General features: G+C 54.8%; 25 protein-coding genes and 1 pseudogene. 8 read left to right on the top strand and 18 right to left on the bottom strand.

Features of this window, described 5'->3' with window-relative positions:
• Window positions 1-220: 220 nt before the first annotated feature.
• The 6 genes from ACT3RT_RS15890 to ppiA form a co-directional block, all read right to left on the bottom strand.
• Window positions 221-457: a hypothetical protein gene (locus ACT3RT_RS15890; protein ID WP_496203307.1), complete on the bottom strand. Its 237-nt coding sequence runs from the start codon at window positions 455-457 to the stop codon at window positions 221-223.
• Between the two features lie 39 nt (window positions 458-496).
• Window positions 497-730, bottom strand: coding sequence for a hypothetical protein (locus ACT3RT_RS15885; RefSeq protein ID WP_185689084.1), 234 nt, complete (start codon window positions 728-730; stop codon window positions 497-499).
• Between the two features lie 415 nt (window positions 731-1145).
• Window positions 1146-1748, bottom strand: a complete 603-nt coding sequence (locus tag ACT3RT_RS15880; RefSeq protein WP_496203306.1) for a putative adenosine monophosphate-protein transferase Fic — start codon at window positions 1746-1748, stop codon at window positions 1146-1148.
• The gene (locus ACT3RT_RS15875; protein ID WP_485903056.1) at window positions 1738-1908 is read right to left on the bottom strand and encodes a YhfG family protein; all 171 of its coding nucleotides are present in this window, start codon (window positions 1906-1908) and stop codon (window positions 1738-1740) included. The genes ACT3RT_RS15880 and ACT3RT_RS15875 overlap by 11 nt, the downstream gene beginning before the upstream one ends.
• A gap of 135 nt (window positions 1909-2043) precedes the next feature.
• On the bottom strand, window positions 2044-3567 hold the full coding sequence (locus ACT3RT_RS15870; protein ID WP_353503587.1) for a helicase HerA-like domain-containing protein: 1524 nt from the start codon (window positions 3565-3567) through the stop codon (window positions 2044-2046).
• Window positions 3568-3707: 140 nt separating this feature from the next.
• On the bottom strand, window positions 3708-4277 hold the full coding sequence (ppiA, locus tag ACT3RT_RS15865) for a peptidylprolyl isomerase A (protein WP_496203305.1): 570 nt from the start codon (window positions 4275-4277) through the stop codon (window positions 3708-3710).
• A 332-nt stretch (window positions 4278-4609) separates the two neighbouring features.
• Between ppiA and ACT3RT_RS15860 the strand changes: the two genes are divergently transcribed.
• Genes ACT3RT_RS15860 through ACT3RT_RS15850 form a run of 3 tightly spaced genes read left to right on the top strand, consistent with a single transcriptional unit; the run spans window position 4610 to window position 7276 of the window.
• Window positions 4610-4933: a PTS sugar transporter subunit IIB gene (locus ACT3RT_RS15860; protein WP_353503588.1), complete on the top strand. Its 324-nt coding sequence runs from the start codon at window positions 4610-4612 to the stop codon at window positions 4931-4933.
• Complete coding sequence (locus tag ACT3RT_RS15855) at window positions 4920-6227, top strand: 6-phospho-beta-glucosidase (protein ID WP_485903053.1); 1308 nt, start codon at window positions 4920-4922, stop codon at window positions 6225-6227. The genes ACT3RT_RS15860 and ACT3RT_RS15855 overlap by 14 nt, the downstream gene beginning before the upstream one ends.
• Window positions 6228-6265: 38 nt before the next feature.
• Entirely contained in the window at window positions 6266-7276 is a 1011-nt protein-coding gene (locus ACT3RT_RS15850) for a LacI family DNA-binding transcriptional regulator (protein ID WP_496203304.1), read from the top strand.
• Here the strand turns inward: ACT3RT_RS15850 and ACT3RT_RS15845 are convergent.
• Window positions 7273-8556 carry a cytosine deaminase gene (locus tag ACT3RT_RS15845; RefSeq protein WP_353503590.1) on the bottom strand — a complete coding sequence of 428 codons (1284 nt, stop codon included), beginning with the start codon at window positions 8554-8556 and terminating at the stop codon, window positions 7273-7275. The genes ACT3RT_RS15850 and ACT3RT_RS15845 overlap by 4 nt on opposite strands.
• A gap of 134 nt (window positions 8557-8690) precedes the next feature.
• Here ACT3RT_RS15845 and nudI point away from each other — a divergent pair, with 134 nt between their 5' ends.
• The 4 genes from nudI to cysG all read left to right on the top strand — a co-directional run bounded on the left by nudI (window position 8691) and on the right by cysG (window position 13548).
• Window positions 8691-9116 carry a nucleoside triphosphatase NudI gene (gene nudI / locus ACT3RT_RS15840; protein WP_486031593.1) on the top strand — a complete coding sequence of 142 codons (426 nt, stop codon included), beginning with the start codon at window positions 8691-8693 and terminating at the stop codon, window positions 9114-9116.
• Between the two features lie 159 nt (window positions 9117-9275).
• Complete coding sequence (gene nirB / locus ACT3RT_RS15835) at window positions 9276-11828, top strand: nitrite reductase large subunit NirB (RefSeq protein ID WP_485903051.1); 2553 nt, start codon at window positions 9276-9278, stop codon at window positions 11826-11828.
• Window positions 11825-12151 (top strand): nitrite reductase small subunit NirD, encoded by a 327-nt coding sequence (gene nirD / locus ACT3RT_RS15830; RefSeq protein WP_496203303.1) that lies wholly within the window; start codon window positions 11825-11827, stop codon window positions 12149-12151. The genes nirB and nirD overlap by 4 nt, the downstream gene beginning before the upstream one ends.
• Window positions 12152-12165: 14 nt before the next feature.
• Window positions 12166-13548 (top strand): siroheme synthase CysG, encoded by a 1383-nt coding sequence (gene cysG / locus ACT3RT_RS15825; RefSeq protein ID WP_496203302.1) that lies wholly within the window; start codon window positions 12166-12168, stop codon window positions 13546-13548.
• 82 nt (window positions 13549-13630) lie between these two features.
• Here the strand turns inward: cysG and trpS are convergent, their stop codons facing one another.
• The 11 genes and pseudogenes from trpS to pilM form a co-directional block, all read right to left on the bottom strand.
• The gene (gene trpS / locus ACT3RT_RS15820) at window positions 13631-14638 is read right to left on the bottom strand and encodes a tryptophan--tRNA ligase (protein ID WP_185689073.1); all 1008 of its coding nucleotides are present in this window, start codon (window positions 14636-14638) and stop codon (window positions 13631-13633) included.
• 2 nt (window positions 14639-14640) lie between these two features.
• Window positions 14641-15353 (bottom strand): annotated as a pseudogene (locus tag ACT3RT_RS15815) (phosphoglycolate phosphatase).
• A complete protein-coding gene (gene rpe, locus ACT3RT_RS15810; RefSeq protein ID WP_496203301.1) occupies window positions 15346-16035 on the bottom strand; it encodes a ribulose-phosphate 3-epimerase in 690 nt (229 codons plus the stop codon). The pseudogene ACT3RT_RS15815 and the gene rpe overlap by 8 nt, the downstream one beginning before the upstream one ends.
• A 61-nt stretch (window positions 16036-16096) precedes the next feature.
• Complete coding sequence (gene dam / locus ACT3RT_RS15805) at window positions 16097-16909, bottom strand: adenine-specific DNA-methyltransferase (RefSeq protein ID WP_353503596.1); 813 nt, start codon at window positions 16907-16909, stop codon at window positions 16097-16099.
• A gap of 80 nt (window positions 16910-16989) precedes the next feature.
• Window positions 16990-18015 (bottom strand): SPOR domain-containing protein, encoded by a 1026-nt coding sequence (locus ACT3RT_RS15800; RefSeq protein WP_485903049.1) that lies wholly within the window; start codon window positions 18013-18015, stop codon window positions 16990-16992.
• Window positions 18016-18156: 141 nt separating this feature from the next.
• A complete protein-coding gene (gene aroB / locus ACT3RT_RS15795) occupies window positions 18157-19239 on the bottom strand; it encodes a 3-dehydroquinate synthase (RefSeq protein ID WP_034793819.1) in 1083 nt (360 codons plus the stop codon).
• 57 nt (window positions 19240-19296) lie between these two features.
• The gene (aroK, locus tag ACT3RT_RS15790) at window positions 19297-19818 is read right to left on the bottom strand and encodes a shikimate kinase AroK (protein WP_034793822.1); all 522 of its coding nucleotides are present in this window, start codon (window positions 19816-19818) and stop codon (window positions 19297-19299) included.
• Between the two features lie 344 nt (window positions 19819-20162).
• Window positions 20163-21434, bottom strand: a complete 1272-nt coding sequence (gene hofQ / locus ACT3RT_RS15785) for a DNA uptake porin HofQ (protein ID WP_496203300.1) — start codon at window positions 21432-21434, stop codon at window positions 20163-20165.
• Between the two features lie 37 nt (window positions 21435-21471).
• Window positions 21472-22335: a hypothetical protein gene (locus ACT3RT_RS15780; RefSeq protein WP_496203299.1), complete on the bottom strand. Its 864-nt coding sequence runs from the start codon at window positions 22333-22335 to the stop codon at window positions 21472-21474.
• 15 nt (window positions 22336-22350) lie between these two features.
• Entirely contained in the window at window positions 22351-22896 is a 546-nt protein-coding gene (locus ACT3RT_RS15775; RefSeq protein ID WP_496203298.1) for a PilN domain-containing protein, read from the bottom strand.
• Window positions 22884-23744: a pilus assembly protein PilM gene (pilM, locus tag ACT3RT_RS15770; RefSeq protein WP_353503599.1), complete on the bottom strand. Its 861-nt coding sequence runs from the start codon at window positions 23742-23744 to the stop codon at window positions 22884-22886. Before pilM ends, ACT3RT_RS15775 begins: the two co-directional genes overlap by 13 nt.
• 121 nt (window positions 23745-23865) lie before the next feature.
• Between pilM and mrcA the strand changes: the two genes are divergently transcribed.
• On the top strand, window positions 23866-26421 hold the full coding sequence (mrcA, locus tag ACT3RT_RS15765) for a peptidoglycan glycosyltransferase/peptidoglycan DD-transpeptidase MrcA (protein WP_485903045.1): 2556 nt from the start codon (window positions 23866-23868) through the stop codon (window positions 26419-26421).
• Window positions 26422-26464: the final 43 nt, after the last annotated feature.

The raw sequence follows: 26464 nt of genomic DNA, 5'->3' as shown, positions 1-26464 counted from the left end.
CGTTTCTAATCATTAACTCTCTGCATCTACAGCCTAAATCAGCGCCTTCGCACGGCAAGTGAATGGGGGGTATGAAAAAGTTAACTCTGCCATCACTTTCATTTAAGAAACTTCGGATAATACCGTGGTGAAGTCACCACGGCATTAATTCAATCATTCTCACGGTGAACAGCCATTATTCTAATATGCATTGTGAAAATAACTGACTTTACTGCCTAGATTATGAACGCGCTTCGGCGATTGCGCCAGAAAGTGCGCCTAACACAGTAGCAGTAGTAATAATATATCTATTATCCCTTCCTTGCTCTTGAGTTCTATTTTCTGATGTTTCATTTGTCAGTTTACAGGTCAAAGCCACAGCCAAAAGGCCAGCTAAAGCCCCAACGCCAGCCCCAGCCCAAGGCCCCCAGCCTGCGCCTGATACTGCATTCATTTCTACAACAGATAACTCTTTCATATAATTTCCTTATTAATTTTATTGAGTCAGTGATGGCTATTAACGCGCTTCGGCAATGGCACCAGAAAGTGCGCCTAACACAGTAGCAGTAGTAATAATATATCTATTATCCCTTCCTTGCTCTTGAGTTCTATTTTCTGATGTTTCATTTGTCAGTTTACAGGTCAAAGCCACAGCCAAAAGGCCAGCTAAAGCCCCAACGCCAGCCCCAGCCCAAGGCCCCCAGCCAGCGCCTGATACTGCATTCATTTCTACAACAGATAACTCTTTCATATAATATCCTTATTATTTTTCGATCATAAATATTCATCGAAGTTTTATATAAATTATCATCTATAGTACATAATAGTGATAATCCCTGATGGCATTCATCATTTATAAGCAATGCAAATGCTCTGCTAAATTAGCAATAATAACTAAGCGTTTGCCACCGACAAGAGACTAACAGAACAACTTTTCAGGAGTAAACTCATTTTAAAAAAAGCTCATCCTGTCTTATATATAACTAAGAAACCCACTAGACATTAATGAAAATAATTTCAATCAATACAGCATTACTTATTTATAATTAAAAATTTAATATAAACAGCCGTTTAGTTTTCTGGTTAATAAATAAAGAGAGAGAAGCTATCAACAAGAGGGGCTTTCCCGGCCCTGACTTCAGAACCGGGTGAGAAGAAGGCAGATTTTACTTAGTGTCTTCTATTTCAAGGACAGTCTGTTTAAAGAGGGCAGTTAGCGGCTGTTCATCACCAAAAACGGCTTTTTTATTGGCGTCTAACCAGCTTTCACGGTCGATATTTTTCCAATCAACGTCGTAACCTGCGTGAATAATCAGTTGCTCGAAGAAGATGCGTTGCGCCCGTCCATTGCCGTCGCGGAACGGATGCAGCAGATTGATACCCGTATAGTAATGAGCCAATTTCTTGCAGAAATCTTTGTGAGGAAGATCAACCAGATAACCCTCATCTTCCAGCTCCTGCATCAGCGCATTGCCCTCTTTCTCGATATAGGCGAGGTGGCAGAAAGGCGTGTCTTCTTTGTAGATATCCATTTCACGAAATTTACCAGCCCAAGGATAAATGTCCTGAAACAGCGTTTGGTGAATGGCGCAAAGGTGCGGCAAGCCCATCTCGGGTTGCCCAAGGGAGATAGTGGCAGCCCGCAGCGCGGTAAAGGCCATTTCCGCCTGCGCTAATCGATTCGCCTCGTGAATACCTAGTTTATTTTCCAGCACCTGGATACCGGGATAGAGATAGGGGTCGACGCCTGCATTCAGCTTATCGTTCATAGTGCCCCCTTAGGTCATCCAGTCGCTGGGCAACTTGCTCTGGGGTGAGGGTCACAAGCTCGATGTGCAAACCATCCAACAGTGAACTGGCTTGGAAATTGCGATTTTGGCGCTCTTTGAACAACTTCTCTTTCTGTTTCGCGGTCAGCTTGGTACTCATCTCAGACTCCTTAGCGTGGGTACGCTCGCTAGCGTATTTCTGAGGTAAGTATAGTCAGGGAAAGTGAGGGCAAAAAAAAATGCCCGGCATTTGCAGGGCATTCTTAGAAAACGGCGGGATAGGGCTTACTTTGCGCTACTTCTTGCGACCACCCATAATAGAGCCAAGCACGCCGCGCAGGATCTGCCGACCTAAGTCGCGCGCCATGCTTTTGGCTGCGACCTGCACCACCCCGTCTTTTTTCCCGCCACGCGGGCCGGTAGAGCCGAAGAGGATCTCATTCAAGCTGCCCATCAAGCCGCCACCCTCAGCCTGCGTTGCAGCCGGCTTTTGCGCCGCCGTGCCAGCAGGCTGTGCCACGGTGCCAAAGCCCTGAGCCTGAATCTTTTCATACGCCGACTCGCGGTCAATGGCATCTTCATATCGGCCATAGAGTGGCGATTTGTTCAGCGCGCTGTTCATCCCTTCATCGCCGAGCATGCCCATTTTGGATTCTGGCGCGATAACCATCGCCCGCTCGACCACGTTCGGGCGCCCTTTCTCATCCAAGAAGGAGACCAGCGCTTCGCCAACGCCCAGCTCGGAAATTGCCGTTTCAGCATCAAATTTCGGGTTAGCGCGCAGGGTCTGCGCCGCCGCTTTCACCGCCTTCTGGTCACGCGGCGTGAAAGCTCGCAGGGCGTGCTGCACGCGATTTCCCAGCTGGCCGAGCACGCTGTCGGGAATATCTAGCGGGTTCTGGGTGACGAAGTAGATACCCACCCCTTTCGAGCGAATCAGGCGAACAACCTGTTCAATCTTGGTCAGCAGCGCGGCGGGGGCGTCGGTGAACAGCAGGTGCGCTTCGTCGAAGAAGAACACCAGTTTTGGCTGCTCGGGGTCGCCGACTTCTGGCAGATGCTCAAAAAGCTCCGCCAACAGCCAAAGCAGGAACACGGCGTACAGTTTCGGCTGGTTAATCAGTTTATCCGCCGCCAGCAGGTTAATGATGCCCTGCCCGTTGGCGTCAGTTTTCATCAAGTCCTTGATATCCAACATAGGTTCGCCGAAGAACTGGTTGGCGCCCTGTCCTTCCAGCGTCAGCAGCCCGCGCTGAATTGCGCCAATGGAAGCCGACGAAATGTTGCCGTACTGGGTCTGGAACTGTTTGGCGTTGTCACCCACCACTTGCACCATTGCGCGCAGATCTTTCATGTCGAGCAGCAGCATGCCGCTGTCATCGGCAATCTTAAACACCAGATTGAGCACGCCGGTTTGCACTTCATTCAGGTCGAGCAGGCGGGCGAGCAGCAGTGGACCAAGATCCGACACCGTGGCGCGGATCGGATGCCCTTTTTCGGCAAAAATATCCCATGGAATAATGGTGCAAGCCCGCGGCTGCCAGTCAGTCACACCAATGCCCTGAAGCCGCGCATTCAGCTTGTCCGACGCCACGCCCGGTGCGCCAATCCCTGACAAATCACCTTTCACATCGGCCAAAAATACCGGCACGCCGATACGCGAAAATTGCTCGGCCATGCGTTGAAGGGTCACGGTTTTACCCGTGCCGGTCGCGCCGGTGATTAAACCGTGGCGGTTAGCCAGCGCAGGCAGTAGCGTCAAGTTTTGCACGGGTTTGCCATCCTGCATGGCAATCGCGATCAGGCGGGGTTCACTCATTTCATTATCCTTTGAACAGGGGTGGGTTCTGGCACTGATTAAAACCTATAAGGCAGATGAATAGGCGTCAAGAAATCCGAATTTTCGACATAAAAAAGCCTCCGGATAGGAGGCTTTCGCATTCTTGCTGCTGGCTTAAATTATGGCAGGACTTTGGCAGAAAGGATAACCACTGGCGTGGTTGGCACGTTCTGGTATGGGCCTACGTTATCAGTTTTCACCTGAGCGATTTTATCAACCACATCCATCCCCTTGATAACCTTACCGAATACCGCATAACCGAAGTCACGCTGGCCGTGGTCGAGGAAGGCGTTGTCAGCCACGTTGAAGAAGAACTGGCTGGTCGCGCTGTCTTTCTCAGAAGTCCGCGCCATGGCGATGGTGCCGCGCAGGTTACGCAAGCCATTGTCAGCTTCGTTTTTGATTGGTGCTTTGGTCTGCTTCTGCTGCATGTCAGTGGTGAAACCGCCACCCTGAATCATGAAGCCTGGAATAACGCGGTGGAAAATGGTGTTGTTGTAGTAACCACTTTGCGTGTAATCGACGAAATTCTTCACAGAAACCGGTGCTTTAGCACTGTCGAGTTCGACTTCGATATTACCTGCGGAGGTCGTCAGCAGTACGTGTTGCTGTGCGGCAGCGAGTGCGGCAGGTGACAGCGCGGTGAGGGAGAGCAGCGCAGTGACGGTCACTAAAGTACGTTTAAACATGACGATTCCTTTATCCAAAATACAAACAACTGTACCCGATAGATTTCAAGATGCAGCTAGGCGGCAGCCCGCGCGGCTTCAGCTCGAAATCTAACGGGATAAACCCATTGATTCTAAAGAGCCTATACCTACAGTGCCAGAGCTTTACTTTTATTTACGTATAGCTATGACCTGCCAAGTAAAAAAAAGTTTTGTCGGCTATCTCTCGCTTTGTGACATGGGGGGTTTTTTGACAACGCTATCCGGCTAAGATATAAAAATGAGAGCGCTCTCATTCTTCAATTTTAATCACCTATCACTGAATCACACTTTCAAAAAGGCAGGAGTCGAACATGAAAAAAATTGTCCTTTGCTGTGCCGCAGGAATGTCGACCAGTATGTTGGTTCAGCGAATGCTGAGTGAGGCGAAAACCCGCGAGCTGGACGTCGACGTGCGCGCCGTGCCGGTGGCCGAGTTTGAACACATTATTGGCGAAGCCGACGTGGTGCTGCTCGGCCCGCAGGTACGCTATGAACTGGCCCGTCTCTCTGACCTCGCCGCCCCGCTCGGCAAGAAAGTCGCGGTAATAGACATGATGGATTACGGCACCATGCGCGGCGACAAAGTGCTGGCGACGGCGCTGGAGCTTATCGGAGGTGCCCATGAGTCAGTTTAAAATCACCATCGTCGGCGGGGGCAGCAGCTATACGCCGGAGCTGGTCGAAGGCTTGATCCTGCGCTTTAACGAGCTGCCGGTCACCGAACTGGCCTTAGTGGATGTCGAAGCGGGCCGCGAAAAAGTCACCATTATCTCCGAGCTGACCCGCCGCATGCTGGCGAAAGCCGGGCTGGAGCACGTCAAAGTTAGCGTGCATTTCCAGCTGGATGACGCTATTCGCGACGCCAAATTCGTGCTCACCCAGCTGCGCGTCGGCCAGCTCCCTGCCCGCGCCGCCGACGAGCGCCTCGGCTTGAAGTATGGCCTGATTGGCCAAGAAACCACCGGCGTGGGCGGCTTTGCCAAGGCGCTGCGTACCATCCCAGTGCTGCTAGAAATTGCTCGAAAAGTTGAAGAGTTAGCGCCAGATGCCTTCATCATCAACTTCACCAACCCGGCTGGGATCGTCACCGAAGCCGTGGCCCGCCACAGCAAAGCCAAAATCATTGGCCTGTGCAACGTACCCATCACCATGCACCACATGATTTCGAAAATGCTTGGCGCGAAGGATGAGGATATTCATCTGCAGTTCGCCGGGCTGAACCACATGGTGTGGGTACATCGCGTGCTGGAAAACGGCCAAGACGTGACGCAAAAGACGCTGGATCTGCTGTGCGACGGCGCGACGTTGACCATGAACAACATCAAGGATCAGCCGTGGAAGCCTGAGCTGCTGCGGGCGCTGGGGGTGATCCCTTGCCCATATCACCGCTATTTCTATCTGCCGCGTGCCATGCTGGAAGATGAGATTAAACAGGCGGCGGACGGCGGAACCCGTGCCGAAAAAGTGATGCAGGTGGAGAAAGAGCTGTTCGCGCTGTACGCCGATCCGAATCTGAATACCAAGCCGGAGCAGCTGAGTTTCCGCGGCGGCTCCTTCTATTCGGAAGTGGCACTGGAACTGATTCGCTCAATCCATAATAATCTCGGCACGCAAATGGTGGTAAATACATCAAATCACGGCGCTATTCATGGCTTACCGGATGACGCCGTGGTAGAAACCAACTGTATTATCGACGCCCACGGCGCGACGCCGCTGGTGTTCGGGCGCTTAGCGCCGGTACTGCATACACTGGCGGATCAGGTGAAAACCTTTGAGCGCCTGACCATCGACTGCGCGGTGCACGGCGACCGACAAAGCGGCCTGCTGGCGCTGATGACCAACCCGTTGGTCGGCGACGCCGCGCTGGCACAACAACTCTTCGATGAGGTTTTACAGCTCAACGCGCCGTATTTACCTCAATTTAGATAATTTCCCTGCCCCTGACTGGCGGGGCTACAGGAGCCAGTATGGTGACATTGGAAGACGTCGCAGCCTATGCCGGAGTGTCCCGGGCCACCGTTTCTCGGGTGGCGAATGGCGACCAAAAGGTCAAAGCAGCCACGCGTGAAATCGTGGTTCGGGCTATCGCGATGTTGGGCTACAGCCCGCATCCGGCGGCCCGTGCGCTGGCGTCGAGCCAAAGCCATACGCTGGGGTTAGTCACCACCTCCTATCGCGGTGCGTTTTTTGGCGCACTGATGGACGTGGTGCAAACCGAAGCCGAGTCGCAGGGGAAGCAGTTAGTCGTCACTCAAGGGCGTGATAGCGAGGAGAACGAACAGCAGGCCATTGCGCGGCTGTTCGGCTTACGCTGTGACGGCCTGATCCTGCACGTGCGCCACATCAGCGATGAACGCCTGAAACAGCTGGCCCACGACAACAATCCTTTCGTGCTGCTCGACCGTCTGGTGCCCGGACTGGAATCTCGCTGCATCAGCTTCGACCACGCCCTCGCCAGCCGCATCGCCACCCAGATGCTGCTCGACGCCGGTCATCAGCAGATAGCCTGTATCAGTGGGCCGCTGCTGCGCCACTCCGCCAAACTGCGCTGGCAAGGCTTCGCCGACGCCATGCAGCAGGCGGGGATTGCGCCTTTAGCGACGTTGGAGGGGGATTACAAACTGGATAGCGGCTTCCGCCACACCGACACCTTGTTACGCCAGCCGGTGAAGCCAACGGCGATTTACTGCTGCAATGAGGATATGGCGATTGGCGCCCTGCTGGCGATCAGCGAACACCGCCTGCGGGTGCCGGAAGATATTTCACTGATTTGCTATGACAGCGGCGAGCGCGCCGAGTTTGTACGCCCGGCGCTGACCAGCGTGCACTTCCCGATAACCGACATGGCGCAGTTCGCCACGCGCCTACTGCTGGATGAACTGTCGCTCGAGGGCGATATCATCCACCAGCAGTTCCCACCGAAAATCGTCAGCCGCGACTCTATCGCGCCACCGCGCACTGACGCGCAGGCCGTCTAACTGTTGAAGTTGACCGACTCGGTTTTCTGCAAATGGATCACCGTCTGCGCGGGCTGCGTCTCGGCAATCACCACCCCGCGACGGATGGAGTAGCGCACTGGCGTCTGGCGGCGCACCGCGTCGAATCCGCTCTCAGCCGGGAGAATCACCAGATTGGCTTCATTGCCACTTTTCAAGTTATAGCCTTGAAGATTCAGGGTTTTGGCGCTGTAAGTGGTGATTAACTTCAGGCCATCGTCAATCTGCTGGTAGCCCATCAGTTGGCAGACATGCAGCCCCATATGCAGCACTTGCAGCATGTTAGCGGTGCCCAGCGGATACCACGGGTCGAACACGTCATCGTGGCCGAAACAGACGTTAATCCCGGCGTCGAGCATCTCTTTCACCCGCGTCACGCCGCGACGTTTCGGGTAAGTGTCAAAGCGACCTTGCAGATGAATATTCACCAGCGGATTGGCGACGAAGTTAATGCCGGACATCTTCAGCAGGCGGAACAGCCGCGAGGTATATGCCCCGTTGTAAGAGTGCATCGCGGTGGTATGGCTGGCGGTGACGCGCGCGCCCATATTTTCGCGCAGGGCAAGAGCCGCGACGGTTTCCACAAAGCGCGACTGCTCGTCATCGATTTCATCGCAGTGCACGTCGACAAGCTTGTGGTACTTTTGCGCCAGCGCGAAGGTCTTGTGCAGCGACTCCACGCCATACTCGCGGGTAAATTCAAAGTGCGGAATTGCCCCCACCACGTCGGCCCCCAGCCTCAGCGCCTCTTCCAGCAAGGCTTCGCCATTCGGATAGGACATGATGCCTTCCTGCGGGAAAGCGACAATCTGTACGTCGACCCAAGGCGCGACTTCGGCTTTCACTTCCAACATGGCTTTCAGCGCGGTCAGCGTTGGGTCAGAGACATCCACGTGGGTTCGCACATGCTGGATACCGTTGGCAATCTGCCACTTGAGGGTCTGCCACGCACGCGCTTTGACATCCTCGTGGGTCAACTGCGCCTTGCGCTCGGCCCAGCGTTCAATGCCTTCGAACAGGGTGCCGGACTGGTTCCACGCCGGTTGCCCGGCAGTCTGGGTGGTATCGAGATGAATATGCGGTTCGACAAACGGCGGGATCGCCAGCCCGCCCTGAGCATCCAGCACGCCCTCGGTCTGCCCATTCCCCTGTGGCTGACTGGTGATTTGGCGAATGCGCCCGCCTTCGATTTGAATCTGCCACAACCCGTCGGCGTAAGGCAGTCGAACGTTTTTGATAGTCTGCAAACTGGTCTGAGTCACCTGTTACCTCGCTGAGAATTTGATGTTCTTCGCCCACAATAGCGGAAACCGCCCACAAGTCGACACCTCACACAGTCCTGATGCCATTCATTCGGTATTCTTGAAGAAACATCATCACAGACTAAAGGATTTGTATGCGCCAAAGGATAATTGTTTGCCCATTAATTGAGTATCAAGGCACCTATTTACTCTGCAAGATGGCTGCCCACAAAGGCGTTTTCCCGGGTCAGTGGGCGTTATCTGGCGGTGGGGTAGAACCAGGTGAGACAATACTAGAGGCATTATTGCGAGAAATACGCGAAGAACTTGGCGATGCTCTTGAGCTGGAAAAAATTGAACCTTGGACATTTAGGGATGATGTGAGAGTGAAAACCTACCAAGATGGTTCGCAAGAAGAGATTTATATGATTTACCTACTCTTCAACTGTTTGGCAAAAAATAATAACGTCACAATTAACGACGAGTTTGAGAGTTTTGCGTGGGTTCATCCGGCAGACCTATCCCAATACGATTTGAATGAGGCAACCCAGATCACCCTTAAACAGCGGGGATTGCTCTAGCATAGATAAACCTATTTAAAATCGTCCACTTACATAAAAACCAATATAAATCAGTCAAATACCACCTAGGGAGTATATTAGAGGCGGCTTGATTTGCGTCAAGGTGCCCGACTTCACGCGCGTTATGTTGAGCCTATAGAAATCAATTCCGAGGCAAACATGAGCAAAGTCAGACTGGCGATTATTGGTAACGGCATGGTCGGCCATCGCTTTATTGAAGATTTACTGGATAAAGCCGAGCCGGGCCAGTTCGATATCACGGTATTTTGTGAAGAGCCGCGCGTCGCCTACGACCGCGTTCATCTTTCCTCCTATTTTTCCCACCACACCGCCGAAGAGTTATCTCTGGTGCGCGAAGGCTTCTACGAGAAGCACGGCGTTAAGGTGCTGATCGGCGAGCGAGCTATCACGCTGAACCGCGCCGAGAAGGTGATTCACTCCAGCAGCGGCCGCACCCTCTATTACGACAAACTGGTGATCGCCACCGGCTCCTATCCGTGGGTGCCGCCGATTGCCGGGTCTGACGGCCAGGACTGCTTCGTCTATCGCACCATTGAAGACCTGCACGCCATTGAAGCCTGCGCCCGTCGCAGCAAACGCGGCGCGGTGGTGGGCGGCGGCCTGTTGGGGCTGGAAGCCGCAGGCGCGCTGAAAAATCTGGGCGTCGAAACCCATGTAATTGAATTCGCCCCCGGCCTGATGGCCGAACAGCTCGACGTGATGGGCGGCAACCAGCTGCGGCAGAAAATCGAAAGCATGGGCGTGCAAGTTCATACCGCGAAGAACACCAAAGAGATCTCCCAAGGCGGCCAGTTCGCCCGCAAAACCATGGCTTTCGCCGACGGCAGCTCGCTGGAAGTGGATTTCATCGTCTTCTCCACCGGCATCCGCCCGCAGGACAAGCTGGCGCGCCAGTGTGATTTGGAGATTGCCCCGCGCGGCGGCATCGTGATTAACGACCAGTGCCAGACCAGCGACGCGGATGTCTACGCCATCGGCGAATGCGCCTCGTGGAACCAGCGCACCTTCGGCTTGGTTGCGCCGGGCTATAAAATGGCTCAGGTCACCGCCGACCATCTGTTAGGCCGCGAAAACCAGTTCACCGGCGCAGACATGAGCGCCAAACTCAAGCTGCTGGGCGTTGACGTGGCGGGTATCGGCGACGCCCATGCCCGCACCGAGGGCGCGCGCAGCTATGTCTATCTCGATGAAAGCAAAGCTTTATACAAACGTCTGGTGGTCAGCGAAGACAACAAAACCCTGCTCGGCGCGGTGTTGGTCGGCGACACCAGCGATTACGGCAATCTGCTGCAATTGGTGCTCAACAGCATCCCACTGCCGGAAAACCCAGACGCGCTGATCCTGCCAGCCCACGCGGGCAGCGGCGGCGCGGTGATTGGCACCGACGCCCTGCCGGAAAGCGCGCAAATCTGCTCCTGCTTCGACGTGACCAAGGGCGACATTATCAAAGCGGTTCAGGGCGGCTGCCACACGGTGGCGGCACTGAAATCCGCCACCAAAGCCGGCACCGGCTGCGGCGGCTGTATTCCGCTGGTGACCCAAGTGCTGAACGCCGAGCTGAGCAAGCAAGGCATAGAGGTGAATCATCACCTTTGCGAGCACTTCGCCTATTCGCGCCAAGAGCTTTACCACCTGATCCGCGTCGAAGGCATTAAGTCCTTCGAGCAGCTGCTGGCGAAATATGGTCAGGGCTACGGCTGCGAAGTTTGTAAACCGACCGTCGGCTCGCTGCTGGCCTCCTGCTGGAATGATTACGTGCTCAAACCGCAGCACGCGCCTCTTCAGGACACCAATGACGTGTTCCTCGCCAACATGCAAAAAGACGGCACTTATTCCGTTATTCCGCGCTCTCCGGGCGGCGAAATTACCCCGCAGGGCCTGCAAGCCATTGGCGAGATTGCCGCGGAATATAACCTCTATACCAAAATCACCGGCTCACAGCGCATCGGCATGTTCGGCGCGCAGAAAGATGATTTACCGGCAATTTGGCAGAAGCTAATTAATGCCGGATTCGAAACAGGCCAGGCTTACGCTAAGGCACTGCGCATGGCGAAAACCTGCGTAGGCAGCACCTGGTGTCGATTTGGCGTCGGTGACAGCTTGGGCTTCGGCATCAGTCTGGAAAACCGCTACAAGGGCATCCGCACCCCGCACAAAATGAAATTCGGCGTTTCGGGCTGTACCCGTGAATGCTCAGAAGCTCAGGGCAAAGACGTGGGGATCATCGCCACCGAAAACGGCTGGAACCTGTATGTCTGCGGCAACGGCGGCATGAAGCCACGTCACGGCGATTTGCTGGCGGCGGATTTGGACAACGACCAACTGCTGCAATACCTCGACCGCTTCATGATGTTCTACATCCGCACCGCCGATAAGCTGCAACGCACCTCGGTCTGGCTGGAGAGCCTCGAAGGTGGCATTGATTACCTGCGCAAAGTGATCATTGACGACAAGCTTGGCCTGAATGAGCAGTTGGAAGCAGAACTCGCCCGCCTGCGCGACTCGGCGGTCTGCGAATGGCAGGAAACGCTGAACGACCCGGCGGCGCAAACCCGCTTCACCCACTTTATCAATAGCGCCCAGCGTGACCCGAACGTGCAGTTTGTCGGCGAGCGCCAGCAACACCGCCCTGCGCGGCCTGAAGAACGTATTCCCGTTAACCTGATTGACGCCGGGGAGGAAGTATTATGAGCCAGTGGCTAACCCTTTGTTCTATTGAACAAATTCTGCCGGGCTGCGGCGTTTGTGCGCTGGCCGGTGAACAGCAAGTGGCGCTATTCCGCCCGCGCGCCGATGAGCAGGTTTTTGCTTTATCGAATATTGACCCTTTCGCCCAAGCCAGCGTATTGTCGCGCGGCATCATCGCCGAACATCAGGGCGAGCTGTGGGTCGCCAGCCCGCTGAAAAAGCAGCATTTCCGCCTGACGGACGGACTGTGCATGGAAGATGAGAGTCACTCGATCACCGCCTACCCGACGCGAGTTCGCGACGGCAACGTGCAAATTAATCTTTAGGAGCGCCGCGCGCGATGGACTATTTCCCGCTGTTTTGCCAGTTACACAACAAAGCCTGTCTGCTGGTGGGGGCGGGAGACGTCGCGGAGCGCAAGGCGCGTCTGCTGCTCGACGCCGGAGCTGATTTGCTGGTGAATGCCACCAGCTTCAGCGCGCAGTTCGACGTCTGGCAAGCTGAAGGGAAGGTGCGTCTGCTGCGCGGGCCGTTCTCGCCGCTGCTGGTGGATGAAAAGTGGCTGGTGATCACCGCGACGGATTCCGAAGCGGTTAATCAGCAAGTCAGCCAAGCCGCCGAACAGCGCCGGGTGTTCTGCAACGTGGTGGACGCGCCGGAAAGCGCCAGCTTCATCATGCCGTCGATCATCGACCGTTCTCCGCTGATGATTGCCGTCTCCTCCGGCGGCAATGCTCCGGTGCTCGCCCGCCTGCTGCGCGAACGGCTGGAGGCGATTCTGCCTCAGCATCTTGGCAAACTGGCCGACACCGCCGGGCAGCTGCGCCAGCGGGTGAAAACCCATTTTCAGGATATGTCGCAGCGCCGCCGCTGGTGGGAAAAGCTGTTTAATCATCATCGTCTGGCGCAGTCATTGGCCAACAATGACATCCAACAGAGCGACGCCTACATCGAAGAGCTATTTAGCCAGCCGGTGGAGCATCATGGCGAAGTGGTGCTGGTAGGCGCGGGGCCGGGAGACGCCGGTTTACTAACGCTAAAAGGTTTGCAACAGATGCAGCTGGCCGACGTGGTGGTGTATGACCGGCTGGTGTCTGACGCCGTGCTGAATCTTGTCCGCCGCGACGCCGAGCGGATTTTTGTCGGCAAGCGCGTCGGGCACCACTGCGTGCCGCAAGAGAGAATCAACGATATTTTGCTCGAGCAGGCCAGGCTGGGTAAACGCGTGGTGCGGCTTAAAGGCGGTGACCCCTTTATCTTCGGGCGCGGCGGCGAAGAGCTGGAAGCGCTGAAAGCCGAAGGCATTGCTTTCTCAGTGGTGCCGGGCATTACGGCGGCCTCCGGCTGTTCGGCCTACAGTGGCATTCCGCTGACTCACCGTGACCACGCGCAAAGTGTCCGGCTGATAACCGGCCACGCCAAGCAGGATGGCAAGCTCGACTGGGCCTGTCTGGCGCAGGGCCAGCAGACGCTGGTGTTCTATATGGGGCTGACGCAGGCGGCAGATATTCAGGCCAACCTGCTGAAAAACGGCCTCGCGGCCACCACGCCGGTCGCGCTCGTGGAAAATGGCACCACTCAGCGCCAACGGGTGATCACCGGCGAATTGTCCTCCCTCAGCCAGCTTGCCAAGCAGGTGGAAAGCCCAAGTTTAATTATCGTTGGCTCAGTGGTCAGTTTGCGTAAGCAGTTGAATTGGTTTGCCAGCGAGACTGTCAGTTAACCATGTAGACCAAACCGCGGCTGATTGACTGACATAAAAAAACCACGCCAAGGCGTGGTTTTTTATTGCTCGAGCTTCAAGCTTAAGGCGCGGCAACCAGACCGATGGATTCGTAAACTTTAGCCAGAGTTGCAGTTGCGCGCACGCGAGCTTTCTCTGCACCATCACGCATGATCTGCTGCAACAAGGCTTCGTCATTGCGGAAACGGTGATAACGCTCTTGCAGCTCGGTCAGCATGCCTGAGACAGCATCCGCTACTGCGCCTTTCAGATGACCATACATCTGGCCGTCGAACTCAGCTTCCAGCTCAGGGATGCTTTTGCCGGTCACGCCAGACAAGATATCCAGCAGGTTAGAGACACCCGGCTTGTTGACTAAGTCATAACGCACGACAGGCGGCTCTTCGGAGTCAGTCATTGCGCGTTTGATTTTTTTCGCCACTGCTTTCGGATCTTCCAGCAGGCCGATAACGTTGTTACGGTTATCGTCAGACTTGGACATCTTCTTGGTCGGCTCTTGCAGAGACATCACGCGCGCGCCGGACTTAGGAATGAATGGCTCTGGAATAGTGAACACGTCGCCGTACAGCGCATTGAAACGGTTGGCGATATCGCGGCTCAGTTCCAAATGCTGCTTCTGGTCTTCACCTACTGGCACCTGATTGGTCTGGTACAGCAGGATATCGGCAGCCATCAATACTGGGTAGTTAAACAGACCAACGCTGATACCGCTATTTTCATAACGCGTTGATTTGTCTTTAAACTGGGTCATACGGCCCAGCTCACCGAAGTAGGTGTAGCCGTTCAGTGCCCAACTCAGCTGCGTGTGCTCAGGAACGTGGGATTGCACAAAAATGGTACTTTTTTGCGGGTCAATGCCGCAGGCCAAGTACAGCGCTAACGTGTCGAGCGTCGCCTTGCGCAGCTGCGCAGGGTCTTGACGCACGGTGATCGCATGCAAGTCGACGATGCAGTAGATGCACTCGTAATCGTCCTGCAACTTAACCCACTGACGCAGCGCACCCATGTAGTTGCCAATGGTCAGTTCACCTGAGGGCTGTGCACCACTAAATACGATGGGTTTACTCATTTTTATGCTTCCTGATCTTTTAAGATAACAGCCCAAAAGTGGGCAAGAGGTCGGCGAAATGGTCCAACACGCTGTCGGGCTTGCTCAGCGCGATGCTTTCACCGTAGTTATAGCCGTACGTCAAACCAACGCAGCGGCAACCGGCGGCCTGTGCCGCCTGAATATCATTACGCGAATCCCCGACAAAAACCAGTTCGCTGGCACGTAAACCAAGCTGCGCGAGCATCAGGTAAATCGGCGCGGGGTGCGGTTTCTTTTGTACAACATCATCACCGCCGATCACCACAGAAAAATAGCTTTCTATGCCCAGCGATGCCAGCAGTGGCGCGACAAACGGCGTCGGCTTGTTGGTGATAAGACCCAGCGGCAGGCCCTGCGCGTGCAAGGCGGCCAGCGTCTCTTTGACCTGTGGATAGAGGCGACTGCCGTCGGCGGCGGTGTCGGCGTAGTAGTGGTCGAATTTATCCCGCACACGCTGCAAAGCCGCAGGAGACATATCTCCCTCGGCCCAGCGCACGGCGCGTTCAACCATGACATCAGCGCCGTTGCCAATCCAGGTGCTGATACGCTCAACGCCAGCAGCCGGTAAACCCATATCTTTCAGGGCCATATCTACCGCATCTGCCAGTCCCGGCGCGCTGTCTACCAAGGTGCCGTCGAGATCAAAAGCAGCGCCTTTAAGTGTCATAACGCCTGCGGGCAGAGAATCAGTCATGGGAAACCTTCGCCAGTTCGCTGCGCATATGGTCAATCACCGTGCGGTAGTCAGGCTGGTTGAAGATGGCAGAACCGGCGACAAACATGTCAGCGCCCGCTGCGGCAATCTCACCAATGTTTTCAGCTTTCACGCCACCGTCAATTTCCAAACGGATGTCATAGCCGCTGTCGTCGATCAGTTTGCGCACCTGGCGCAGTTTGTCGAGGGTGCCCGGAATAAACGACTGGCCGCCGAAGCCTGGGTTGACGGACATCAGCAGGATCACGTCGAGTTTGTCCATCACATAATCGAGGTAGCTCAGAGAGGTCGCAGGGTTGAACACCAGACCGGCTTTACAGCCGTGCTCTTTGATCAGCTGGATAGTGCGGTCGACGTGCTTTGACGCTTCCGGATGGAAAGAGATATAAGTGGCACCGGCTGCGGCAAAGTCAGGGATCAGGCGATCAACCGGCTTAACCATCAGGTGAACATCAATTGGCGCGTTGATGCCGGATTTCTGTAGGTAATTATGCAGCGACTGGCAGACCAAAGGTCCGATGGTCAGGTTAGGCACGTAGTGGTTATCCATGACGTCAAAGTGAACGACGTCACCGCCAGCTTCCAGTGCTTTCACAGTGTCTTCGCCCAAACGCGCAAAGTCAGCCGAAAGAATAGACGGGGCAATTAAAAACTTTTTCATCCGCTTCTCCAAACTACTTATAGGTTTACAGAAATAATCGGTTTTAAATCAACGAGAAAGATCAGCGATAAAGCGCTAACAGCTCATTCACTTTACTGCGTTGCGATACATTGCTGCTGATAGTCCGGCGGGCAGAAACCCGATGCAGCTTCGCGCCAGCGTACCACTCCAACGTGAGTGGCGTTTCATGGTTGGAGATCAACACCGGCACGTCGCGCTCTGAAGATAACTGATGCGCCAGACGGGCCAGATTCTGCTGATCTGCCATGCTGAAACTGTTGGTATGGTAAGCCGTAAAATTAGCCGTGGCCGATAACGGCGCATACGGAGGGTCACAATACACCACCGATCCGGAAACCGCCTTCAGCAGAGTTTGCTGGTAATGCTCGCAAACAAACTGTGCATTCTGTGCTTTTTCGGCAAACCAGTAGAGTTCCGCTTCCGGGAAATAGGGCTTCTTATAACGACCAAAAGGCACATTGAACGCACCGCTAAGATTATAGCGACACAGCCCGTTGTAACAATGGCGGTTGAGATACAGGAACAACACCGAGCGGCGGTAGATATCACTCGTCAGGTTGAATTCTTCTCTCAAGGCGTAGAAACGTTCTGATTGGTTGAATTCAGGAGAGAACAGCACGCGAGCATCGCGCACGAATTCTGCGGTGCGCGATTTAACAATGTTGTAGAGGTTGATCAGGTCGCTGTTGATGTCAGCCAGAATGTACGATTTATAGTCGGTGTTAAGAAACACCGACCCCGCACCAACAAAAGGCTCTATTAAACAATCACCTGCTGGAAGATGACGTTTGATGTCATCGACCAGCGGGTATTTGCCACCAGCCCATTTCAAAAAAGCGCGGTTTTTCTTCATGCCGTCAGTTAGCTACTTATACAATTCACAGCCGCGGATTGTACCCTGTTTTTAGACAGCAAATCGCGTTGAGATCAGATTCATTTTTTCAGGTCTTGCTGTACTTGATGTACAGGCTTAACCCACGGTTTTTTGGCTTGAACTTCAGCTGGCAAACGAGAAATTGCGCTCTTAGCTTCTGCAGAAGAAGCATAGTTGCCGCTCACCAGAACATACCAAGGCTTACCATCACGCGAAGTCTGATAAACCAGATAGTTTTTCAGGCCCTGCTGTTTAGCGAAGGCGTTCAGGGAGTTCGACTGAGAAGCCCCACTCAGCTGCAACGTGAAGTGGCTGCCCGGTGCGGATTTAATCGCTCCGCCGCTGCCCGTCGTTGGTGCACTCGCCGTAGCAACTGGCTTAGTCGTTTCTTTCGCCGGATGAGACGCTGTCGCTGCTGGCTTGGTAGCCGCAGGCTTATTGGCGTGCGCTGGGGCAGTGTGCGTGGCTTTCGGCTGCGCGGCTTTGTGCGTAGTCTGCTGCTGCGTGTTACGCGGCGCAACTGGCGCAGTGCCTTTAGCAGCACCGTCAACGGTGGCTGGCGCGGTCGGCAGTGAAGTCAGCGACTGTGCTCCGGCATTTATGCCATCCTGCGCGGCAGAGTTAACCTGACCTTGCTGAGAAGAGAGCGCGTCAGACATATCTCCCGGCAAATCAACACGCTCTTTGGCCTGGCCGTTATCGGGCTGAGGCTGAGCTTCAGTTGGCGTAGAGGAAATAGGAGGCAGGCCGATACTTTTCGGCTGTGCGTCGCCGCTCGCGGCGGCTGCATTTTGTTGAGCTTGCTCAGTAGGCTGAGTCGGCGCCGCTGCGTCATTGCCTGAACCCGACAAGTTGATGTCTTTCGGTCCATTATTGACTTGCGAAGCTTCATGCTTGGTTGGGGCTTTGAGGGCAGAACCAATACCGACAATCAGTAACAGCAGTACCAGAATGCCGACACCAATCATCACATGTTGGCGTGATACGGCAAGTTTAGGTCCAGAAGAAGGCGGTTTGCGTGAGCGCGTTGGGCGGCGATCGCTAGTGTCTGGCTTGAGATCGTCTTCCGGTGTTAAATCATCCATCTAAAACCTCCAACCCGGCTAAAGGCCAGCAAATGCGACCTTATGCGGAGCAACTATCCTGACTGATAAATATAACGCTTTGCTGGCAAAGGGGTAAAGGGTAGGCGCAAGCCTGTGACACGCAGCACACAGGCAGAGGCGTTACCGACAATCCTCAATCGATGCCAGCACCATTTCATGAGACACACCGGAGCGAACTTCAGACTGACCAATCGCTTTCGGCAATACCAGACGCAGCTCACCTGCCAAGACTTTCTTGTCGCGCATCATGTGCGGCAAATAGGCTTCAGCAGGCATTTCCTGAGGACCGGTAACCGGCAGTCCGGCACGCACGAGCAGATTTTTCACTCGGGCAATGTCAGCCAGAGTAAATTGGCCTAAACGATGCGCGGTATAACACGCCATGACCATGCCAGCCGCGACGGCTTCACCGTGCAACCAGTTGCCGTAACCCATTTCAGCTTCAATCGCATGCCCGTAAGTATGGCCAAGATTGAGCAAAGCGCGCATACCACTTTCGCGCTCGTCGGCGGCAACCACGTCAGCTTTGATCTCGCAGCAACGACGGATACAGTAAGCCAGCGCGTTCATATCCAGCGCTAACAGGGCATCCATATTGTCTTCAAGCCAATCGAAGAAGTCGGCATCAAGAATAATGCCGTATTTTATGACCTCAGCCAGACCGGAGGACATCTCACGGGCAGGCAGGGTGCGCAGGCAGTCGAGATCGACCACAACCGAAGCGGGTTGATAGAACGCGCCGATCATGTTTTTGCCCAGCGGATGGTTGACGGCAGTTTTGCCACCAACGGAAGAATCGACCTGAGATAGCAACGTGGTAGGCACCTGTATAAAGCGTACCCCACGCTGATAACTGGCGGCAGCAAAGCCGGTCAAGTCGCCCACCACGCCGCCACCAAGGGCAATAAGCGTGGTATCGCGACCATGAGGTTTTTCCAGCAGGGCTGAGAAAACATCATTAAGAACAGACAGGGATTTGTATTGTTCACCATCAGGCAGTATCACCTGATCAACACGAACGCCTGCCTGCTCCAGCACTGAACGAACAGAGTCCAGATAGAGAGGTGCCAGAGTCTGGTTTGTCACCAGCATGACCTGATCACCTGCCTTTACAGGCATAAAAGAAGCCGGATCGTGGAACAATCCGGCAGCAATCGTAATTGGGTAGCTACGCTCCCCTAAGGTTACGGTAATCCTCTCCATTTCGCGCTCAGTGACCTTCTTAACTTACACCTTCAGGCAATAACAGAATGCCAAAAATTAATTGCTTTCCAACATGTTAATGATTTGGTTAGCAACGACCTTGGCGCTTTGATCATCAGTACGGATAGTCACATCCGCAATTTCTTCGTACAGTGGGTTACGTTCTTTCGCCAGTGCTTCAAGCACTTCGCGTGGAGGTGAACTCACCTGTAACAATGGACGTTTTTTGTCGCGTTGTGTACGCGCCAATTGTTTTTCGATGGTAGTTTCAAGATAGACGACAACGCCACGCGCTGATAAACGGTTGCGGGTTTCGCGTGATTTAACAGAACCCCCACCGGTCGCCAGAACGATGCCTTGTTTTTCTGTGAGTTCGTTGATCACTTTTTCTTCGCGGTCGCGGAATCCGTCTTCGCCTTCTAAATCAAATACCCAGCCTACATCAGCCCCGGTACGTCGCTCAATTTCGTGATCGGAGTCGAAAAACTCCATATTGAGTTGCTGAGCTAACTGTCGACCAATAGTGCTTTTGCCGGCACCCATAGGCCCAACCAGAAAGATATTGCGTTTCTCTGCCATGTTTTTCGGTATTACTAAGACAATTCGTTAATGATAACCCGCCCCGCCAATCAAATTAGCGGCGGGACCTAAACTGAAACCTCATGAGCGATAGTGCGAGATCAGACAAAAATTATCTCAACACTCTTGGTAGTTTGGCAACCGAATAAATCGCATCGCGCGCCGCGGGAGGGAAACCGTACGTTTTTTATCGGCGTGTCAGCAGTCATTAAAAATCACGGTGCTCAATTCGGTAACCCTTGTAAGCTAAATCGACGGCAGCGTCAAACTCAGAAGCCTTTCAGGACGCAAAAAGTTGTATAAGCTCAGCACTATTTCTCTGTTTTTATTATAGCAACGGGTACCTATTGGCTGTTAATTAAGGTGGGAGTAATAAAAATCACCAGTTCGCGTCGTTTCTGGTTTTTTGCCTGATGTTTGAATAAAGAGCCCACCACAGGGATGTCGCCAAGCAGAGGAACTTTGTTTTGCGCGCTCTGATTGTGTCGTTGGAAAATGCCCCCCAGCACCACGGTTTCGCCGTCTTTAACAGTGACTTGAGTTTTTATCTCTTGTTTATCAATGGCCAGCGCCTCGCCCTCGGCCTGTTTCACCGTTTTGCCCGGCATATTTTGGCTGATGTGTAAGGCCAGGGTGATATTGCCATTGCGCTGAATTTTGGGCGTCACCTCCATGCCCAACACGGCCTCTTTGAATTCAATAGACGTGCGCCCCCGGCCGCCGCTGGAGACTTGGTATGGGATCTCACTTCCCTGCTTGATGCTGGCGGTTTGCATGTGGGCTGTCAGCAGGCGCGGGCTGGCGATGATATCCACCTGATTTTCCTGCTCCAGCGCGGTCAGCTCCAAATCCAGTATCCGGCCGCTGATGTGCGCCAGATTGAACCCCGCAGTAAAGGCCGGATTATCCACCGGCAGCCCCATATTGAAGCTATTCATCCTGACCGACTTGGTGACGGCAGCGTCGCCGCTAAACCCCCAGCGCACCCCGAGTTCGCGCAGGCTTTCGCTGTTCATGGTAACAATGTGCGCCGCCAGCTGCACCTGCTGCAAAGGCAAATCCATCTCCCTGACCCAGGGTGCGACGGTGTCCAGCGCTTGCTGGGTGTCGCGAATCAAAATCGTGTTGGTGCGAATATCCGCCGATGCCCGCCCCCTTTCTGAGAGCAGCGAGCCTTTCTGCGCATTCAGGCTCGCCGCCGTCTCCGTCGCGTCGGCATAATGAAGAGGCAGCGTCATGCTGATGAGCGGCCTTTGGCGCAGCTCATTTTCGCTCTCTTCTTCCCTCTTGAGGCGCAGCAGCGCGGGATCGGGAGTAGGTGTAACCATCAACACGTTTCCCTGCCGATGGCTGCTGACCTTGCCCATCTGCAAAATAATATCCAGCGCCTGCTGCCAGGGGACGTCGGCCAGCCTGACGCTTAAATTCCCCTGCACACCCGGCGCAGTGACCAGGTTCATTTGCTGATGATCTGCCAACGCTTGCAGGATGACGGTCAGCGGTGCGTTTTGAAATTCCAGCGTAATGGGCGCAGCGGCGCTCGCCCGGCTCCACAAACTGTTAAATAGCGCGAAACAGAGGAATGTCATTCCAAGAACGCCTTTTACTCGATTCATTATTATTCCTTTCCTTGGCATAGAATGAGCGGCAGCTTTACTGGCTGCCTAACTGAAGCTTAAATCGTTGTGTGGCGCAGGGCGGATGGTCGAAATCAAACAGCACGCTGCCCGGCGTGACAGCATCAACCTGCCAGCCCGACGCGCCGTCGCGCCATCCGGGCGAAACCTTTTGCCAACCCGCGCCCGGCCACATCAGCCATCCTTGGCGCTGCTCGCCGCTGCCGATAATCCCCGCCAGCAGCACCCCCTTAAAGCTGTGAACCGGGTCCGGGCAGGAGGCTGATGTCGCGGCAGCGAAGGGATCGCGCACGATGTTCTCCCAGCTCTTCATCCCTGTTAGCGCCTTGGGTTTAAAACTTTCTGCGGTTAAAGAGAACCTGACATCCAGTTGCCCGCCCCCTGCCCGCAGATTCAGCTGATCCAAGCTCGGCGAATTTGGACCATCGGCCAGCTCACTCATCAACCTCATTAGGTCAGTAAAGCCGGCCTTCACCGACAAACTGCCCCGCTCCGCTTCGGGTTCATCTTGCGGGGGGGAAACGCCACTCTCCTCTGGCAGCCATTTAACTAAGATGCTTTTCAACTCGCGCAGTGGCGCGGTTATCTGCTTTAACAGGGTAATAGGTTGAAACTCGCGGCTGGCAAGAAGCGGCCTTTGTTGCTGCAAAAGCACCGCCAGCGCGGGCTGAGTCAGCAAGTTGGTCTGTTGCTGTAAGATTGCCTGCTGTAAGTCAGCGTTTTGCTGTTGCCCTTCCTGGCGTTGCTGCAAAGAGGAGCTCAACAGCAAGAAGTAGAGGAGTGCGCCGCACGCGCCGCTGAGCAGGGCCAGCATAAGTATTCGATTCCAAACCGGCTGGTCCAGCGCGCGGTCAAAGGCACTGAGTAAGGCGTGGTTCATCACCTTCTCCTTTATTTAGTCGCGTTGCGGAACCGCAAGGCGCAGCTGCATCAAGAACTGCAGGTTGTGATTGGGCTGGCGCTGCATATCCAGCAGCCGGACATCGGCGAGTAGCAAATCCTCCCTCAATGCCTGAGAGAAAGCCATCACGCTGTGATAAACCCTTGACTCGCCTTGTAGCCTGAGCACGCCGCTCGCGCCCTCGTTAAGCTGAGTGAGCCACAGGCCGTCGGGAATATGCTGCGACAATAGCCCGAGCAGTTGCAGATAAGAGGCACTCTTCTCGTAGCGCTGCTGGCGCTGGCTGGCGGATAGCTGTAGCGACTGTAATTGCAGCCGGGCCTCATCCACCTTCTTAAGCTGGGTGCCTAAACGTTTTTGCCACTCACTCAACTGTTGCGCCGCCACCCTCTGCTCAGCCAGATCACGCTGGACAAGCCACCACCCCACTGCCGCCACCAGCAGAGTCAACATCAGGGTCAGCACCGTGAGGAAGAGCCAAAAGCGTTGTTGCTTTTGCCTCTGTTGGGCGCGCCAGGGCAGTAAATTTACCTGCAACATCCGTTATCCCTCGCTCTAAGGGCTAAGCCCATCGCCAGCGCGAATGCCGCAGGATTGGCGGGCAGCGGCGGGGAAAACTGGGTCAATGCGCGAAAAGGCGACCAAGAGCCGACGCCTTGCGGCAACTCTTCAACCCTCGGACTGCTGAACAGCAGCTGTTCATCGCAGAGTTTTGCGGCCCGGTACTGCTCTTTTGCCAGACTAGCGAGTTGGCTGATGTCTTTGACTTCCTGCGCGTCAAACACGCCAAATTGGAAAGGCAGCCCGTGTGGCGACGCCCACAGCCAGCCTTCATCAAGCCGGTGCAGCAGCAGTTTTTCCGCGCTTTCCCCCGCGACGCTTGCCGCCAATTGCAGAGCACAGGGCGCCAGCTCCACCACTTCCGGCGTGAGATGAGATGCAGCCAGAAAACGCTGCCACTGCTGCAGCTCTTCGCGGCGGGCCGCCGTGACAATGATGTTTTGCGCGTCCATCGGCGCGGCACGGTAGTCCATCACCAGTTGCTCAACGCTGAGCGGGAAGTGTTTTGCTCCACTGGCAAAGATAAAAGCGCTGCGTGCGGCGCCAGACAGCCGGACATCAGGCTGGGGGAGGCTGTGCTGCATAACCCGATGAGCAGGAAGGCAAATTCGCAACGAAATTTTTACAGGAAGGGTGCTGCGCCAATTCGATAAAATAGCTGAAAGCGCCGTGGTCTCATGTAAAATCCCCCCGCGTAAAGAAAGTGGGGGCAGAGGATGCTCCCACCACTGCCTCAGTTGCCAACCGTAATGTCGCCGTTGGACGGCGATCGCTCGGGCAAAACCAGCTTGAATATCCAGGCCTACCTGCCATGCTTGTGATCGCATTTGCGTCTGATCTCCATATCGTCAAGTTCATAAAAGAACGTATCCATGTCGTAGGCTTGCCTTTATACTACCGCGCGGTTGTTTATAAACTGCCCAATTGCCACTAAATGGGAAATCTCAGGTGAAGTTCGTAAAGTATTTTTTGATTCTTGCAGTGTGTTGCATTTTGCTGGGAGCAGCCTCGATATTTGGCTTGTACAAATATATCGAGCCACAGCTTCCTGACGTTGCCACGCTTAAAGACGTGCGCTTGCAAACACCTATGCAGGTTTATAGTGCTGACGGCGATTTGATCGCCCAGTACGGTGAAAAACGTCGTATCCCGCTGAAACTCGACCAGATCCCACCGGAGCTGGTGCATGCCTTTATTGCGACGGAGGACAGCCGTTTCTACGAGCACCATGGCGTTGACCCTATCGGTATTTTCCGTGCGGCTTCCGTGGCGCTGGTCTCCGGCCATGCGTCCCAAGGTGCGAGTACCATTACTCAGCAGCTGGCGCGTAACTTCTTCTTAAGTCCTGAACGCACCTTGACCCGTAAAATCAAAGAAGCGTTTCTGGCTATCCGCATTGAACAAATGATGAACAAGGATGAGATCCTTGAGCTTTATTTGAACAAGATTTATCTGGGCTATCGCGCTTACGGCGTGGGCGCTGCGGCACAGGTCTATTTTGGCAAAGAGGTGAATCAGCTGACGTTGAGCGAGATGGCCGTGATTGCCGGTCTGCCAAAAGCGCCATCAACCTTCAACCCGCTCTATTCTCACGATCGCTCGTTGGCCCGTCGTAATACCGTTCTGGCCCGTATGCTGGATGAGAAATACATCACGCAGGCCCAGTACGATCAGGCTCGCGCTGAGCCACTGGTTGCCAATTACCACGCCCCGCACATTGAGTTTTCAGCCCCTTACCTGACCGAGATGGTTCGTCAGGAAATGGTGAAACGTTATGGCGACAACGCCTATAACGACGGCTACATGGTCTACACCACCATCACCAAGAAAACCCAGTTGGCGGCGCAAGAGGCCGTGCGCACCAACGTGCTGAACTATGACATGCGCCACGGCTATCGCGGCCCATCGAACCAATTGTGGAAAGTGGGTGAAACGCCGTGGGATGAGCAGAAAATCGTTCAGTCGCTGAAAACCCTGCCAGTCTACGGCCCGCTGTTCCCAGCCGTGGTGACTCAGGTTGACGGCGAGCAGGCAACGGCGACCATGGCCAACCGCGCGGTGATTTCTCTGCCGTTTAGCGGCATGCGCTGGGCGCGTCCTTACCGTACTGACAACAGCCAAGGCCCGACGCCGAAGAAAGTCTCTGACGTGGTGCAGCCGGGCCAGCAGATTTGGGTGCGTAAAGTCGGTGACGTTTGGTGGTTGGCGCAGGTTCCTGATGTCAACTCGGCGCTGGTTTCCCTCAACCCGAATACCGGTGCTGTTGAAGCGCTGGTCGGCGGTTTTGATTTCAACCAGAGCAAGTTCAACCGTGCGACGCAGGCTCTGCGCCAGTTAGGTTCGAACATCAAGCCGTTCCTGTATACCGCGGCGATGGACAAGGGCCTGACGCTGGCAACCATTCTTAACGACATGCCTATCACTCGTTGGGATGCCGGTGCCGGTCAAGATTGGCGTCCGAAGAACTCCCCTCCAACCTATGCTGGGCCGATCCGCCTGCGTCAGGGTCTGGGTGAGTCTAAGAACGTGGTCATGGTGCGTGCGATGCGTGCGATGGGCGTAGACTACGCGGCGGAATACCTGCTGCGCTTTGGGTTCCCAGCGGCCAACATCGTTCACTCCGAGTCGCTGGCGCTGGGTTCTGCTTCCTTCACTCCGTTGCAGGTGGTTCGTGGCTATGCGGCTCTGACCAACGGCGGTTATCTGGTTGACCCTTACTTCATCACCAAAATCGTTGATGAGTCAGGTCAGGTCCAGTTTGAAGCGAAACCAAAAATTGCCTGCCGCACCTGTAATATTCCGGTGATTTACGGCGACACGCAGAAATCAGCCGTGCTATCTGACGACAACGTCGAAAACGTGGCGGTTTCCAGCGAAGGCAATAACAACAACAGCGTGCCGATGCCAAAACTAGAGCAAGTCCCAGAAGGCCAACAGCCTGCGGGTGAAGACCAGTATGCGCCGCACGTGATCAGCACCCCGCTCTCCTTCCTGATCAGCGATGCGCTGAACACCAATATCTTTGGTGAACCAGGTTGGATGGGCACCGGCTGGCGCGCGGGTCGTGACCTGAAGCGTAACGACATTGGCGGTAAAACCGGTACAACCAACAGCTCGAAAGATGCCTGGTTCTCTGGCTATGGCCCGGATGTTGTAACCTCAGTGTGGATTGGTTTTGACGATCACCGTCGCGACCTAGGCCGCACCACGGCTTCTGGCGCGATTCCTGACCAGATCTCCGGGGCGGAAGGCGGCGCGAAGAGTGCTCAGCCAGCGTGGGATGACTACATGAAAGCCGTGCTGGAAGGCGTACCTGTGCAGAAGCAGACGCCTCCGCCGGGCATCGTGACCGTCACTATCGACAAGCAGACGGGCAAACTGTCTGATGGCGGCGGTGCCAGCCGTCCTGAGTACTTTATCGAAGGAACCCAGCCAACCGAGCACGCCGTGCACGAGGTGGGGACAACGATCATGGACAACGGTCAGGAACACGAGCTGTTCTAATGGCCTAACGCCTGAAACAAAAAAGCCGGTCTGCATCATGCAT

This window comes from Ewingella sp. AOP9-I1-14 (genome assembly GCF_052375995.1).
Classification (GTDB): domain Bacteria; phylum Pseudomonadota; class Gammaproteobacteria; order Enterobacterales; family Enterobacteriaceae; genus Ewingella; species Ewingella allii.
Note: the sequence above shows the minus strand (reverse complement) of the source record. Positions and strands in the feature narration are given on the sequence as shown.